Origin of the sequence: Amycolatopsis kentuckyensis (assembly GCF_002155975.1) — a bacterium.
In the GTDB taxonomy this organism is placed as follows: domain Bacteria; phylum Actinomycetota; class Actinomycetes; order Mycobacteriales; family Pseudonocardiaceae; genus Amycolatopsis; species Amycolatopsis kentuckyensis.
Window position 1 is genome coordinate 1 of record NZ_MUMI01000099.1, and the last position, 14,556, is coordinate 14,556.

The 14,556-nt window shown below is 72.2% G+C and carries 14 protein-coding genes; 2 read left to right on the forward strand and 12 right to left on the reverse strand.

The features are described from left to right. Window positions 1–167 precede the first annotated feature (167 nt). The 3 genes from CCN39_RS11215 to CCN39_RS11225 all read right to left on the reverse strand — a co-directional run bounded on the left by CCN39_RS11215 (window position 168) and on the right by CCN39_RS11225 (window position 2,939). Window positions 168–986, reverse strand: a complete 819-nt coding sequence (locus tag CCN39_RS11215) for an SAM-dependent methyltransferase (RefSeq protein WP_086841030.1) — start codon at window positions 984–986, stop codon at window positions 168–170. A 38-nt stretch (window positions 987–1,024) separates the two neighbouring features. Then, window positions 1,025–2,206, reverse strand: a complete 1,182-nt coding sequence (locus CCN39_RS11220; protein ID WP_086841032.1) for a cytochrome P450 — start codon at window positions 2,204–2,206, stop codon at window positions 1,025–1,027. Between the two features lie 145 nt (window positions 2,207–2,351). After that, window positions 2,352–2,939 (reverse strand): TetR/AcrR family transcriptional regulator, encoded by a 588-nt coding sequence (locus CCN39_RS11225; protein WP_086841034.1) that lies wholly within the window; start codon window positions 2,937–2,939, stop codon window positions 2,352–2,354. Window positions 2,940–3,031: 92 nt separating this feature from the next. Between CCN39_RS11225 and CCN39_RS11230 the strand changes: the two genes are divergently transcribed. Continuing rightward, complete coding sequence (locus CCN39_RS11230; RefSeq protein ID WP_208630210.1) at window positions 3,032–4,501, forward strand: MDR family MFS transporter; 1,470 nt, start codon at window positions 3,032–3,034, stop codon at window positions 4,499–4,501. 191 nt (window positions 4,502–4,692) lie between these two features. Further along, window positions 4,693–5,904 carry a cytochrome P450 gene (locus CCN39_RS11235; protein WP_086841036.1) on the forward strand — a complete coding sequence of 404 codons (1,212 nt, stop codon included), beginning with the start codon at window positions 4,693–4,695 and terminating at the stop codon, window positions 5,902–5,904. Window positions 5,905–5,945: 41 nt separating this feature from the next. Here CCN39_RS11235 and CCN39_RS11240 read toward each other — a convergent pair whose 3' ends face one another. From CCN39_RS11240 to CCN39_RS11280, 9 genes are all read right to left on the reverse strand, one after another. Further along, on the reverse strand, window positions 5,946–7,169 hold the full coding sequence (locus tag CCN39_RS11240; protein ID WP_086841038.1) for a cytochrome P450: 1,224 nt from the start codon (window positions 7,167–7,169) through the stop codon (window positions 5,946–5,948). After that, window positions 7,162–8,106, reverse strand: a complete 945-nt coding sequence (rifN, locus tag CCN39_RS11245) for a kanosamine kinase (RefSeq protein ID WP_086841040.1) — start codon at window positions 8,104–8,106, stop codon at window positions 7,162–7,164. The genes CCN39_RS11240 and rifN overlap by 8 nt, the downstream gene beginning before the upstream one ends. A gap of 5 nt (window positions 8,107–8,111) precedes the next feature. Then, complete coding sequence (locus CCN39_RS11250; protein WP_086841042.1) at window positions 8,112–8,810, reverse strand: HAD-IA family hydrolase; 699 nt, start codon at window positions 8,808–8,810, stop codon at window positions 8,112–8,114. A gap of 12 nt (window positions 8,811–8,822) precedes the next feature. Next, entirely contained in the window at window positions 8,823–9,893 is a 1,071-nt protein-coding gene (locus CCN39_RS11255; RefSeq protein WP_086841045.1) for a Gfo/Idh/MocA family protein, read from the reverse strand. Continuing rightward, entirely contained in the window at window positions 9,890–11,056 is a 1,167-nt protein-coding gene (rifK, locus tag CCN39_RS11260) for a 3-amino-5-hydroxybenzoate synthase (RefSeq protein WP_086841047.1), read from the reverse strand. Before rifK ends, CCN39_RS11255 begins: the two co-directional genes overlap by 4 nt. A 138-nt stretch (window positions 11,057–11,194) precedes the next feature. After that, window positions 11,195–11,986 carry a shikimate dehydrogenase family protein gene (locus CCN39_RS11265; RefSeq protein WP_086841049.1) on the reverse strand — a complete coding sequence of 264 codons (792 nt, stop codon included), beginning with the start codon at window positions 11,984–11,986 and terminating at the stop codon, window positions 11,195–11,197. A gap of 19 nt (window positions 11,987–12,005) precedes the next feature. Further along, window positions 12,006–13,313, reverse strand: a complete 1,308-nt coding sequence (locus tag CCN39_RS11270) for a 3-deoxy-7-phosphoheptulonate synthase (protein ID WP_086841051.1) — start codon at window positions 13,311–13,313, stop codon at window positions 12,006–12,008. Beyond that, window positions 13,310–14,365, reverse strand: a complete 1,056-nt coding sequence (locus CCN39_RS11275) for a 3-dehydroquinate synthase family protein (protein ID WP_086841053.1) — start codon at window positions 14,363–14,365, stop codon at window positions 13,310–13,312. The genes CCN39_RS11270 and CCN39_RS11275 overlap by 4 nt, the downstream gene beginning before the upstream one ends. Next, a complete protein-coding gene (locus CCN39_RS11280) occupies window positions 14,362–14,550 on the reverse strand; it encodes a hypothetical protein (protein WP_086841055.1) in 189 nt (62 codons plus the stop codon). The genes CCN39_RS11275 and CCN39_RS11280 overlap by 4 nt, the downstream gene beginning before the upstream one ends. Between the last annotated feature and the right edge of the window lie 6 nt (window positions 14,551–14,556).

Genomic DNA, 14,556 nt, shown 5'->3' on the forward strand with positions numbered 1-14,556 from the left:
GCCGGCAGCCCGACTGCGCGGAGGGACCCACGCGTGGTCCGACCGTCTCTGCCTGCATTCATTGTCTCGGCTTCTCCTGCCTTGGTGCGGTTTTCTTGTGTGGTGGGGAAAGGACGACGAACGCTAGCAGAGGAAGCCGGGCGCCCACCGGGAAATTCCGGAATCACTCACGCTTTTCGGGCGGTCAGCAGGACGTACCCCACCGCCGGTTCGTCGGCGAACTGGCGGAACCGCGAGAGCGTGGTTTCGAACTGCTGCACGCCGATGTGCCGCAAAGCCTGCTCCCGCAGCGCCTCGAACCGTTCCGCCGCCTTGCCCCACGAGGGCCGGGTGTGGTCGCTGACGTCCTCGACGGCCTCCGGTTCCAGCCCGGCCTCCCGGAGGCGGGCGCGGTATTCGTCGAGTCCGACGAGCTTCAGCGCGCCCATCTTGACCAGGTCCACGCTGGAGGCGTCGGCCGTTTTCCCGCCGCTGCGCAGCATGAAGTCGCCGATGGCGATCCGGCCGCCCGGCCGCAGCACCCGGGCCGCCTGCGCGACCACGTGCCACCGGTCCGGCATGTGGTGCAACGATTCCAGCGCCCAGACGACGTCGAACGACTCGTCCGGGAACGGCAGCTCCATCGCGTCGGCGAGCTCGAACGACAGCCGTCCGGTCAGCCCGGCGGCGGCCGCGCGGGCGTTCGCCCGCTCGATCTGCCCCGCGGCGATGGAGATCCCCACGCCGGTGATGTCGTGCGCCGCGGCCAGCCGGATGGCCGGTTCGCCGATGCCGCAACCGATGTCGAGCAGCCGGTCGCCCGGCTCGATGGTCAGCAGCCCGGCCAGCTTGCCGGTCAGCCGGGCGGTGGCGTCCTCGAGCGTCGTGTCGCCGGCGGGATCGTCCCAGTACCCGTGGTGCAGGTTGTCGCCCCAGAGCTGATCGAGCAGCTCCGCGAAACTGTCGTAGGCCTCGCCGACCTTGAACGGCGCCGGATTCGTCGTCACCTGTGCTCCTCAGCAGAAGTTCTTCGGGCGGGTCGCGCTCAGCCGGGGAACCCGGTCAGCAGCGGGAGTTTGTCGATCCCGGTCATGATCGGGATGGTCTTGAACACCGGCCGGTCCTGCGGATCGGTGCTCAGCCGCGGGAAGCGGTCCAGCAGGGTGTTCAGCGCGACGCGGCCTTCGAGCCGCGCCAGGGGTGCGCCCATGCAGAAGTGGACCCCGCGCCCGAAGGACAGGTGGTTGTTGGGGTCGCGGCCCGGGTCGAAGGTGTCGGGGTCGGGGAACGCGGTCTCGTCCCGGTTGGCCGCCGCGAGCCACACCATCAGCAGCTCGTCGGCGGGGATCCGCTGCCCGCTCAACACCACTTCCTCGTTGGTGAGCCGGGAAACGGCGGCGAACGGCGGGAGCAGCCGCAGGGACTCCTCGATCACCGGCGGCACCAGCGAGCGGTCCGCGCGCACCCGGTCCTGCCACTCCGGGTAGGTGTCCAGGCAGAGCACCGCGTTGCCCAGCAGCATGGTGGTGGTGATGTGCCCGGTGAGCAGCAGCACGAAGCCGAAGTTCACCACTTCGGCGTCGCTGAGGCGTTCCCCGTCGACCTCGGCTTCGACGAGCTTGGAGAGCAGGTCGGCACCGGGGTTCGAGCGGCGCTGCGCGACGTGCTCGGCGATGTAGCGGAGGACTTCCTCGGCGCCGTCCATGACGACCTTCTCGTCGCCGTCGGCCTCGATGAAGATCTCTTCGCGGCCGCGGAACATCATGTCCACCCACTGCTTGAACAGCGGGTGGTCCTCGGCGGGCACCCCGAGCAGTTCGGCGATGACGATGACCGGCAGCGGGTAGGCCAGCTGCTCGACCAGCTCGAACCGGTCGCGCTCGCCGACGTCGGCGAGCAGTTCCTTCGTCAGCTCGGTGATCCTCGGTTCGAGCCCCGCCACCACCTTCGGGGTGAAGACCCGGCTCACGATCTTGCGCAGCTTGGCGTGCGGCACGCCGTCCATGCGCAGCAGGTTGCCCTCGTTGACCCGGTCGTCGATCGGGATCTTGCGCTGGACCGCGGAAGAGAAGGTCGCCGGCTCGTTGAGGATCCGCAGCGCGTCGGCGTGGCCGTGGACGTTCCACACCTTGGTGGCCGGGTCGAAGGTGACCGGTTCGGCCGGCGTTCCCCCGTGCAGCCAGAACAGCGACTGCGGGGCTCCCCAGGTGTCGGCGACAGCGACCATGACGTTCCCTTCGGTGGAACGGATCTTCGGTGGTGGCCGGCGGTCGCGGGACGCGGCCGGCCGGTGACGGCACCCCAGCCTGCCCGCCCACCCGGGGCCGGGACATCCTCAGTCCTGGTGGAATCGGTGCGCCGCACGACGGCCGTCACCCCGCGCCGGCCGGGCGGAGCAGCGGCAGGACGATCGTGTCGAGGATTTCCTCGAGAGCCTCGACGGGCACGGTCTTGAGCGTGGTGAGCAGTTCCAGCTGCAGCAGGGTGAACGGCAGCGCCCGGACCCGGGCGGAGAGCCGGGCGAGGTCGACTTCGCCCCGCGCCGCGGCACGCTCGTACACGACGTCCAGCGCGTGCGGCCGGTCGTGCCCGATGACCCCGCGCAGCGCCGTGGGATCGGTGCCGGTCTCCTCGAAGTACCCGGCCAGGTGGACGCTCATCACGGTGACGAACTCGGCCCGGGTCCGGCTGATCTCCGACATCAGGGCCAGCAGGTCGCCGCGCAGGGAGCCGGTGTCCTCGGGCGCCTGGACGCGGTTGCGCTGCAGGGCGTGCACGATCGTCGCGCGCAGCAGCTCGGACCGGTCGGCCCAGCGGCGGTACAGCACCGGGCGGCTGGTCCCGGCGCGCGCGGCGACGGCGTCCATGGTGAAGCGCGCGTAGCCGCCCTCCTCCAGCTCCTGCCAGGAGGCGTCCAGCAGCGCCTGCTCCAGGACCGCGCCCCGTCGCCGCTCACCCATGCCCGCCTCCTTCAAGAAACACTTGCGCATCTTATTCACACCAGCTTACGATGAGGCAAATAAGAAACACAGACGTATCTTAGGAGGTGTCCGTGTCTTCGTCCAGCGAATCCGATCCCCCCGCGCCGGCCGGTACCGACCGCGTCGATCCCGCGGTGTGGCGGCTGGCGTTCACGATCATCGTCGGTGCGCTGGCGGCGATGTTCGACACCACGATCGTCAGCGTGGCCATCAACGACCTGGCCGCCGAACTGCACGCCCCGCTCGCCACGATCCAGTGGGTGAGCACCGGCTACCTGCTGGCCATGTTCGCCACCATCCCGATCGTCCGGTGGGCCCAGGCCGCGCTCGGCGGGAAGCGGCTGTGGCTCGGCTCGCTCGGGCTCTTCCTGACCGGCTCGGTGCTCTGCGCGGTGGCGTGGGACGCCACCAGCCTCATCGTGTTCCGGGCCGTCCAGGGCGTCAGCGGCGGCCTGATGATGCCGCTGATGATGACCCTGATCATGCAGGCCGCGAAGGGCCGCCACACCGGCCGCGTCATGGCGACCATCTCCCTGCCGATCGCGCTCGGCCCGATTCTCGGGCCGGTGCTGGGCGGCCTCCTGCTGGCCACCGGCGACTGGCGGCTGCTGTTCCTGGTCAACATCCCGTTCTGCGTCGTCGGCCTCTGGCTGGCGTACCGGAACCTGCCCGACGACCGGCCCGCCGGCGACCGCGGCCGCCTCGACGTCGTCGGGCTGCTCCTGCTGTCCCCGGGCGCCGCCGCCGTCGTCTTCGGCCTGTCCCGGACCGGCGGCGCCGGCTTCGGCAGCGCCGAAGTGCTGGTCCCGCTCCTGACCGGGCTCGTGCTGGTCGCCGGCTTCGTCGCCTGGGCCCTGCCGCGGGGCGCCGGGGCGCTGGTGAACGTCCGGCTGTTCGGCCACCGTTCGGTCGCCTCGTCGTCGGTGCTGTACTTCCTGAGCGGCGCGACCCTGTACGGCGCGATGCTGCTGCTCCCGCTGTTCTGGCAGCAGGCCCGGGGCGTGGACGCGCTCGGCGCGGGACTGCTGCTCATCCCGCAGGGCGTCGGCACGCTGCTGTCCCGGTGGGTCGCCGGTCGCTACACCGACAAGATCGGTCCCCGCACGGTCGCGCTCTTCGGGTTCGCCGCCGTGGTCCTGACCACCGTGCCGTTCGCGTTCGTCACCGCCGGCACCCCCGACCTGCTGCTGATGGCCCTGCTGCTGGTGCGCGGCCTCGGCATGGGCGTCGCGACGATCCCGCTCGGCAGCTCCGCCTACATCGGGCTCGACCACGCCGAGATCCCCAACGCCACCATCCTCGTGCTGATCGTCCAGCAGATCGGCGGGTCGCTGGGGATCGCGGTCCTGGCGATGATCCTGCAGCACGCCTCGGCCGGCGTGACGACGCCGGACGCGCTCATCCACGCCTACGGCACCACCTTCTGGTGGTCGATCGGCTTCACCGCGCTGGCGGTGCCGCTGTGCCTGTTCCTCCCGGGCCGTCCCAAGCCCGCGCCCGCGCCCGGCAAGGCGGAAGCCGGCGTGGCCGCCGAAGCCTGAGCCGTCAATCTCCCCCGTTGACAGCTCAGTCGAGAGGCCTCTTCAGTCCGGCCGGCCGGACTGAAGAGGCCCTCGTTTCTTGCGGCGGAAGTCCTATCAGGATGGGGGATCCTCGGCCGGGCGCGCATTCCTATCGTTCTCCGGCGGAGCCGGTTCCGGTGACGCGGCTCCTTCCTCGAGGAGAAGCCCTGATGACCGAACCCGTTGCCTTCCCGCAGAACCGGACGTGCCCCCACCGGCCGGCGCCGGGCTACCGGCTGCTGGCCGACCGGCGTCCGCTTTCGCGGATCACCCTCTACGACGGCCGCGAAGCCTGGGCCGTCACCGGGTACGCGCTGACCCGCGAGCTGCTGGCCGATCCCCGGATTTCCAGCGACCACAGCGATCCCGCGTGGCCGGTGGCCAATGCCGCGGCGGCCGCGGCCCGGAATTTCGGCCCGGACCAGAAGAAGGTCATCGGCCGGCTCACCGCGCTCGTCGGCGTCGACGACCCCGAGCACCGTGCCCGGCGCGAAGTGGCGGAAGCGGGCTTCACGCCCGGGCTGATCGACGCCCTGCGGCCGAAGATCCAGGAAGCCGTCGACCGGCAGCTGGCCGAGCTGGTCGCCCACGGTGCGCCCGCGGACCTGGTCTCGGCGTTCGCCTCGCCCGCGGCTTTGCGGTCGCTGTACGAAGCTCTGGGCATTCCGCGCGAAGACCAGGAGTACTTCAAGCAGAAGACGGGCCAGCTGTTCGGCCCGGCCGCGACCACGGCCTACGACGAGCTCGTGGCGTACGTGGCCAAGCTGGTCGGGCAGCCCTCCGGCGAGAGCCTGCTCGACGCCTACCGCACCGTCGTCACGGACCGCGGCACCCCGGCGGACGCGGTGCCCGCGGAGGTCCTCCAGCTGCTGCTGATCATGCTGGTGAGCGGCCACCACACGACGTCGAGCTCGATCGCGATCGGCGCGAGCGCGCTGCTGCACCACCCCGAGCGGCTCGCCGAGCTGCGCGCCGACCCGTCGCTGCTGCCCGCGGCGGTCGACGAGCTGAGCCGGCTGGTGGCGGTCACCGACGGCATCCAGCGGGTCGCCGCGGCCGACATCGAGGTCGACGGAACCACCATCGCCAAGGGTGACGGCGTCTTCTTCGTGCTGTCCCTGATCAACCGGGACGAGGAGCACTACCGGCAGCCGGAAGTCCTGGACTGGCACCGCCCCGACCCGGGCGACCACCTCGGCTACGGCTCGGGCCCCCACGAGTGCGTGGGCATGGACCTGGCGCGCGCGATCATGGAGATCGCCTTCGGCACGCTGCTGGAGCGCCTGCCGGACCTGCGCCTCGCCGTGCCGGCGGACGAAATCCCGGTCCAGCCCGGGGAATCCTTCACGGGCCTGGTCGAGCTCCCGGTCACCTGGTCGTGAGCGGTGAGGCGGGTTCCGGCCCGCCTCACCGCTCATGACGGCTACCAGGTGACCGGCAGGCTGAACACTCCGGTGATCGTCGAGGTCACCTTGAACGGCACCGCCTCGACGTCGACGGCCAGCTGCAGCGTCGGCATCCGGCGGAACAAGGTGCTGAACACGATCTCCAGCTCCACCCGGGCCAGGTTCTGGCCCAGGCACTGGTGGATCCCGTGGCCGAACGTGATGTGGTGGCGGTCGCCGCGGTGGGCGTCGAACGTGTCCGCGTCGGCGAACCGGGCCTCGTCGCGGTTGCTGGAACCCAGCGCCAGCACCACGCCGTCGCCCGCCTTGATCGTCACGCCGCCGATCTCGATGTCCTCCTTGGCCACCCGGACCATCACGTCGAAGATCGGGTAGTAGCGCAGGATCTCCTCGACCGTCGAGACGATCAGGCCCGGGTCGGCCTGCAGGGCGGCGATGACCTCCGGGCGCTGCAGCAGGCCGATGGTGCCGAGGGCGATCGCGTTGATCGTGGTCTCGTGCCCGCCGATGAGCAGGTTCTGCGCCATGCCGACCAGCAGGTCGTGGGTGTACACCCCGGTCCCCCGGTTGCGGACGATCAGCCGGCCGAGCACGTCGTCGCTCGGCCGCAGCTCCTTCTCCGTGACCAGCTCGTCCAGGAACTTGTTCAGGTCTTCGGCCGCCGCCAGCTGCTGCTGCGGGGTGCTGCCCGGCAGCTGCAGGACCAGGGTGCGGTCCTGGAAGAACTCCCGGCTCTCCAGCGGGACGCCGAGCAGCTCGCAGATCATCCGGGACGGCACCTGCGTCGCCAGGTCGCCGACCAGGTCGGCCGGCGGGCCCGCGGCGAGCATCGCGTCGATCCGCTCGTCCACGATCTGCTGGATGACCGGCCGCAGCGTGTTGATCCGGCGGAGGGTGAACTCGTTGGCCAGCATCTGCCGGGGCGCGGTGTGCTCCGGCAGGTCCAGCGCGAGCAGCGACTTGGCCTGGGCGCTGAACCCCTTGCGCAGCACCTGCTGCACCGGCCGGCGCAGCGGGAAGTTCGGGTGGCTGCGGTCGGCGCTCATCCGTTCGTCGACCAGCAGCGCCCGGACGTCGGCGTGCCTGGTGACCAGCCAGGCCTCCTGCTCGGTCGGCAGCGAGACCTTGATGATCGGGTCCTCGGCGCGCAGCCGGCGGTACTCGGCGGCCGGTTCCGGCGGGGACAGGCGCTCCAGCGGGAAGGCCACCGGGCAGCGGGCGTCGACGGTCGTTTCAGTCATGCGTACTCCATTGTGTGACGTTCTCCCTCTCGCCGGATCCGCCGGCGATCAGGCGGGCGAGTGCCACCGCGCCGCGCAGGGAGGACAGGCCGCCCAGCGCGGCCGGTGCCAGCGGCAGCGGGGACAGACCGGGGCGGGCCAGGGCGTCGAGGTGCCCGGCGACCAGCCCGGTGAGTTCGGGGATCCCGGCCGCGAAGCCGCCGCCGAGCAGCGCGCGTTCCGGGTGGACGAGCTCCTGGACACTCGTCACCGCGGCGGCCAGGGCCCGGGCCGTGGTGTCGATCGCCTCGATCGCCCACGGCTCTTCGCCGCGCACCGCCTCGCGCAGGTCGTCGAACGTGACGTCCGCTCCGCGCAACGATCCCGCGCGGCGGAGGGTCGCCGGCCCGGAGGCGAGCGCCTGGAGGCAGCCGCGGCGGCCGCAGACACACCGCGTGCCCGCCAGTTCGACGAGCACGTGCCCGATCTCGAACGAACCGCGGCCGAGCCCGGGGCACGGCACGCCGTCGAGGACGAGGCCGCCGCCGATGCCGGTGCCGACCCCGAGGTACAGCAGGTTTTCGCAGCCCGACGCCTGTGCTTCGGCGAGCGCGCCGAGGTCGCCGTCGTCCGCCCAGGCGACGGCCGCTCCGGGGAACAGCTCGCGCAGCACCGCCTTCAGGTCCACGCCGGTCCACTCCGGACGGCTGGGCCAGGTGACGACCCGGCCGTCCGGCCCGACCGTGCCCGGCATCGCGACGCCGACCGCCGCCGGTGGCCCGCCGAGCCGGTCGCGCAGCCCGGCCACGTGCGTGGCCAGCTGCGCGAGGTCCGCCTCGGCGCTGTGCCGCGGGCCCCAGCCGAACGACGTCTCCTCGACGCACGCGGTGCCGCTTTCGACGCGGAACGCGACCTTGGTGCCTCCGACGTCGATGCCGAGGTGGTGCCGGTTCTCCACGTCGGTCAGCGGCCGGGCACCGACGGGCAGAGCGCGAGCAGGTCGGCCGGCTGCCGCAGCACCACGTCGGGCCCCGCGGCGAGCAGCTCGCCGATGTCGTCCGGGGGCGCCCACAGCGCCGCGGCCGAAGCGACACCGGCGCCGCGCGCGCTGGCCAGGTCGGTGGGCGCGTCGCCGATCATGATGGCCCGCTCGGGCGGGACGTCCATCAGGTTCAGCGCGTGCCGCACGATGTCGGGGGCCGGCTTGGGCCGGGCGACCTCGTCCGAGCCGATGACGTGCTCGAAGAACGGCAGCAGGCCGAGGTCGTCCAGGAGGGACCGCGCCCGCGGCCCGCTCTTGCCGGTGGCGATGGCCAGCCGCAGGCCGCGCGCCCGCAGCGTCACCAGCAGCTCGGTGACCCCGGGGAAGACCTGGACCTCGCCGGCGAGGCGGTAGCTCTCGCGGACGAAGGGTTCCTCCATCTCCAGCGGCAGGTCCATGATCCGCATGATGTCCGGGAAGTAGCGGCCGAGGTGGCGCCGGTACTCCTCGAAGGGGGCGGGCCCGTCACCGACGACTTCGGCGTAGGCGATGGCGAAGGCCTCGCTCATCACCGCGAAGCTGTCGACGACGACGCCGTCGAGGTCGAAGATGACCGCGTGCCGGACCGGAACCGAGGGATCGGCCCCGGTGTCCGGCCGGTCGACGATCGGGAAAGTCATGGAGCGCCCTCTCTACTGGTACGCCGGGACCGCGCCACGCGCCGAGCCCGCGGAGGCGTAGAAGTTTTCGATCATCGAGACGATCGGCCGCGCTTCGGCGACGGCCCGGCCACGGCTGCCGGGGTCGGCCAGCATCGCGGCGAGGTCGCTCACCTGGCGGGTGTATTCGACGCCGATGCGTTCGAGCGGCACGGGAAGCTGGGTGGTGGTGCCCTCGCGGGTCACCGTCAGCACCGGTTCCGGCTCGCGGTTGGGGCTGAAGCCGAAGGTGCACCGCAGGTCCGCGGTGCCGGCACTGCCCTCGACGTGGATCACCGAGACGTCCCGCGCCTGGTGCGAGGCCCAGCTCGCCCGCAGGGAGACCGAGACGCCGTCGTCGCGGACCAGGAAGCCGCGCGCGGTGTCCTCGACGTCCGCGGCGTCGGCGCCGAGCTGGTCCTGCCGCCACGCGGCACGCCAGGCGCCCGCGTTGACGAAGTCGTCCGACGTCACGCCGATGACCTGGGTGAAGGCGGCCGGGCCGAGCAGGAACGCGAGCGTGTCGAGCAGGTGCCAGCCGAGGTCGTACAGCGCTCCCCCGCCGGCCTTTTCGCGCTGGGTGAACCAGCCGCCCGCGCGCGGCACGCCCCGCGCCCGGATCCAGCCCATCGCGACGTGCCGGATGTCGCCCAGGTCCGGGAGGACGTCCCGCAGCGCCCCGACGTCACCGCGGTAGCGGGCGGCGCTGCCGGCCAGCAGCATGCCGCCGCTGCGTTCGGCCGCCGCGAGGACGTCGATCTCGGCCGAGGTCAGGCACACCGGCTTCTCGAGGAAGACGGAGATCCCGGTGGCGAGCAGCGCGCCCGCCACCTCGGTGTGCAGGTAGTTGGGCACCGCGACGACGGCGAGGTCGACCTCGCGCGCGGTCAGCGCGGAAACCGCGGCGTGCGTGGGGATGCCGGTCGCCTTCGTGAACGCCTGCCGGGACGCCGGGTCGGCGTCCACCGCGGCGACCACCTCGAAGTCCGCGTGCTCGCGCAGCAGGGGCAGCCACAGTTCCCGCCCGGCCCAGCCGAGCCCGACCACCGCGGCCCGCACACTCATGCCCGGGCCACTTCGTCGGCGATGATCTCCGCGGTGGCGTGCAGCGCCGCCTCGTCGGCCAGCAGGACCCGGTGGTGCAGCCAGACGCAGTCCCGGCTGATCGCGTCGGTGTGCGGGCAGCGTTCCGCGATCGCGTCCACGCTCTCGTCGGGGGCGCCGAGCTCCCAGAACGCGTCGGTGCGGTAGATCGCGCGGAACGCCGCGAAGGCGGGCAGGCCGGCTTCGACGAGCCTGTCGACCAGCGCGTTGCGCCGCTCCTCGGTGAGCCCGGGGACGCGGAACATGGCCATGTAGTGGGAATTGCGGTCGGCGCGCACGTCGCCGCCCTGGGGCACGACGCCGTCGATCTCGCCGAGCAGCCGGGACAGCAGCGCCCAGCGCTCGTCGCGCACGGCGATCTGCTCGTCGAGGCGGGCCAGCTGCGCGCGCAGCACGGACGCGGAGAACTCGTTGAGCCGCATGTTGGAGCCGGCGATCTTGTGCAGGTACCGGCGGTCTTCGCGGGGACGGCCGCAGCTGTGCCGGAGGAACGCCGTCTCGTACTTTTCGGTCTCGCCCTCGGGGAAGACCACCGCGCCGCCTTCGCCGGCCGTCATCAGCTTGCCGTTCTGGAAGCTGAAGGTGGCGATGCTGTCCAGCTCGCCGACGCGCTTGCCCTGCCAGCGCGCGCCGTGCGCGTGCGCGGCGTCCTGCAGCAGCGCGACGCCGGTGTCGGCGGAGATCTTCGCCAGCGCGTCCATGTCGGCGATCAGCCCGGCCATGTGCACCGGCATGATCACCTTGGTGCGCGGGGTGACGGCGGCCGCGACCGCCTCCGGGTCGAGGTTGTAGGTGGCCGCGTCGACGTCGACCGGGACGGTGACCGCGCCGAGCCGCTGGGCCGCCTGGGACGAGGAGATGAAGGTGAAGGCGGGCACGATGACCTCGGTGCCCGGGCCGACGCCCATGATCTGCAGGGCGAGTTCCAGTGCGTGGGTGCCGTTCGTGACCGCCAGCGCGTGCGCGGCGCCGTGGTGGGCGGCGAACTCGCGCTCGAAGGAGTTCACCTCGTCCCCGCCCATGCGCCACCACTGACCCTGTTCGAGCGCGCGGACCAGGCCGTTCCGCTCGGCGTCGTCGTACTGCGGCCACGCGGGGAATTCCGGTGCCTTTCGCGCGTTCATGGTTCTCCGAATCTCCGCTGGGGTTCGAATGGCAGAAAAAGCCCGTGCCGTGTCCGGAATGCTGCGAAATATCAGCGTCATCACCAGGCTAGGTCGGCCCCGGCCGGCTCACATCCCCCGGCTTGGTAGTGCCGATCTTCAGCCCAGGCCGAAGAAAGCGCGGTAGGAGTCCAGCTGCCCGCCGAGCATGTGGATTCCATAGTGGACGTCGTGACCGAGAGCGGCCGCTTCGCGGAGAAGGCGCGTTTCGTGGGGTTTCATGATGATGTCGGCGACCACGCAACCCGGGGCCAGCTCGGCCGGCCGGAACGGCAGCGGGTCGTCGGGGCGCAGCCCCAACGGGGTGGCGTTCACGACGATCTCGGCGCCCGCGGTGTCCGGTTCGGCCGAAACCGAGGTCAGGCCGGGCCAGTGCGCGTCCAGCCGTGCTTGCAACGCCGTCAGTTTCGCGGTGTCCGGATCGCACACGGCGAGCCGATCGGCGCCCGCGGCCAGCAGCGCGGCCGCGATCGCGCTGCCCGCACCGCCCGCGCCGACGAGGGCCACCGGCCGGGCCTTCGGGTCGTGACCGGCTTCGACGAGCCCGGTCACGAAGCCGGTGCCGTCGAAGTTCTCGGCGTACCACCGGCCGTCGGCTTCCCGGCGCAAGGCGTTGGCACTGCCGGTGATCTCCACCATCGGGCTGCGCCGGTCGGCGAGCCCGGCCACGGCCACCTTGTGCGGCACGGTGACGAAGATGCCGTCGAGGTTGGCGACGCACTGCAGCCCGGCGACGATCCGCGCGAGGTCCGGCGCCGGCGCGTGCACCGGGACGAGCACCGCGTCGACGTCCAGGTCCGCGAAGAGCGGGTTCATCAGCCCGGGCGACTGGACCTGGGCGACCGGATCGCCCAGCACGACGTACAGGCGGGTGGTGCCGCTGATGGTCATCTCGGCCTTCCCGCTGCGGCTAGCGCAGCATCTTCGCGATCGCGTGGGCGAGTTCGACCGACTGGTCGGCGTTGAGCCGCGGGTCGCAGGCGGTCAGGTAGCGGTCCGGCAGGTCGGCCTCGGCGATCCCCGCGGCCCCGCCGAGGCATTCCGTCACGTCGTCGCCGGTGACCTCGACGTGGATGCCGCCCGGGTGGGTGCCGAGCTGCCGGTGCACGGCGAAGAAGCCGGCGAGCTCGTCGGCGACGTGGCCGAAGTGCCGGGTCTTGTAGCCGTTGCCCGACGTGCGGGTGTTGCCGTGCATCGGGTCGCACTGCCAGATCACCTCGTGCCCGGAGGCGGCGACCTTCTCCACGATCGGCGGGAGGAGCTCGCGGACGTGGGCGTGTCCCATCCGGCTGACCAGCGTCAGCCGGCCCGGCGTGCGGTGCGGGTCGAGCCGCCGCACGTATTCGACGACCTCCTCCGGGGTGCAGCTCGGCCCCAGCTTCAGGCCGATCGGGTTGGCCAGCAGCTCGGCGAACGCGATGTGGGCGCCGTCGAGCTGCCGGGTGCGCTCGCCGATCCACAGGAAGTGCGCCAGCCCGCTGGACAACCGCGGTTCCGGGCCGCCGGAATCCGCCCACAGCACGGCCCGCTCGTAGTCGAGCAGGAGCAGCTCGTGGCTGACGTAGATCTCGGTCGGGCGGACCGGCCGGGCGGCCTCGGCGAACCGCGGTTCACCCCGGTGCGGCGCACCGGCGAGGGCCGGCAGGGGTTCTTCGATGCCCTCGGCGCAGAGCTTGCGGACGAGGTCCATCGCGCTGGCGGAGTGGGCGTAGGCCATCAGCATCCGGTGCGGGTCGGGCGTCCGGGCGGCGGCCGTGCACTCCGGGGAGTTCACGATGTCGCCCCGGTACACCGGCAGGCCCAGCGCATCGACGGTCTGCGACCGCGGCTTGGCGAACTGCCCGGCCATCCGGGCGATCTTGACCACCGGCAGGCCGGCCGCCTCGGCCAGCACTTCGCCCATCCGCGCCAGCACGCCCAGGTTGGCCCGCAGGTGCGGCTCGGTGTTGCCGGCGAACGTCTCCGCGCAGTCCCCGCCCTGCAGCAGGAACGCCTCACCGCGGGCGACGGACGCGAGCCGGGCGCTCAGCCGCGCCGTCTCCTCCGGCGCCACGATCGGCTCGGCGTTGTGCAGCAGCTCGACCACCGCCTCCGCCCGGCCGGCGTCCGGCCAGCTCGGCTGCTGCGCGGCCGGCCGGGCCAGCGCCGCGCTCAGCCGGCCGGCCAGCACCCGGTCGAGCGCCCGGCCGTGGGCGGCGAGGTCCGGCAGCCGCTTCACGTCGCCGCCGCTTCCGTCGCCCCCACCAGGTTTTCCAGGCGGTCGCGGGGCATCCCGGCCAGGACGTCCGCGACCACCTCCGGCGGCACGTCGCTCACCAGCTCCGCGCCCCGCGGCCCGGTCAGCACGAAAGCGAGCCCGGTGATCGCCTTCTTGTCGCGGTGCATCTGGCGCACGAGCACCGCCGGGTCGACGTCCTCGGGCAGCGCGGCAGGCAGGCCGTAGTGGCGGACGACGTCGAGGTGTTCGTCCACTCCGGACTCGTCGATGCGGCCCAGCGCGCCCGCCAGCCGGCCCGCGAAGACCGTGCCGATGGCCACCGCCTCGCCGTGGCGCAGCGCGAAATCCGTCGCGATCTCCAGCGCGTGCCCCAGCGTGTGGCCGTAGTTGAGCAGGTGCCGCAGCCCGGTGTCGCGCTCGTCCTGCGCGACGATGCCCGCCTTCAGCGTGACGCTGGCGGCGATCTGCTCCGGCAGCGGCAGCCCCCGCAGGCCGGGCGCGCCGATGAAGTGGCAGCGCGCGATCTCGCCGAGGCCGTTCAGCAGTTCCCGCCGCGGCAGGGTGGTCAGGTAGTCGGTGTCGCACAGCACCGCGCTCGGCTGCCAGTAGGCGCCGACGAGGTTCTTGCCGTCCGGCAGGTTCACCGCGGTCTTCCCGCCGACGCTGGCGTCGACCTGCGCGAGCAGGGACGTCGGCAGGTGGACCACGGCGACGCCGCGGTGGTACAGCGCGGCCGCGAGCCCGACGACGTCCGTGGTCGTGCCGCCGCCGCAGGAGACGACGACGTCGGACCGGGTGAGCCCGAACCGCGCGAACTCACCGCACAGTTCTTCCACTGTGGACAGCCGTTTGCCCGGCTCGCCGTCCCGCGCCGGCAGCAGCAGTGTCTCGACGCCGGTGTCCGGCACCCAGTCCGCCGGGCGGGCCGAGACGACCACGGCCCGCCGGGCGCCGAGCCGCCGGACGACCTCGGCCAGCGAGTGCCGCACCCCGGGGCCGACGAGCACGTCGTAGGACCGTTCTTCCAGGCGTACCGGAATCGTCGTCGTCACGGCGACGGCTCCCGCGGCTCCGGCAGCGTCAGGTAGGGCAGGTCGGCGATCCGGGACACCGGCTCGCTGCCGTGGTGGAGGTATTCGCCGCCGTAGAAGAAGTTCAGGTAGGGGACGTAGTGCTGCTGGTACGCGGTCCGGCACAAGCCGGCGAACCTCGCCAGCAGGCCCTCTTTTTCCCTCATGGTGGT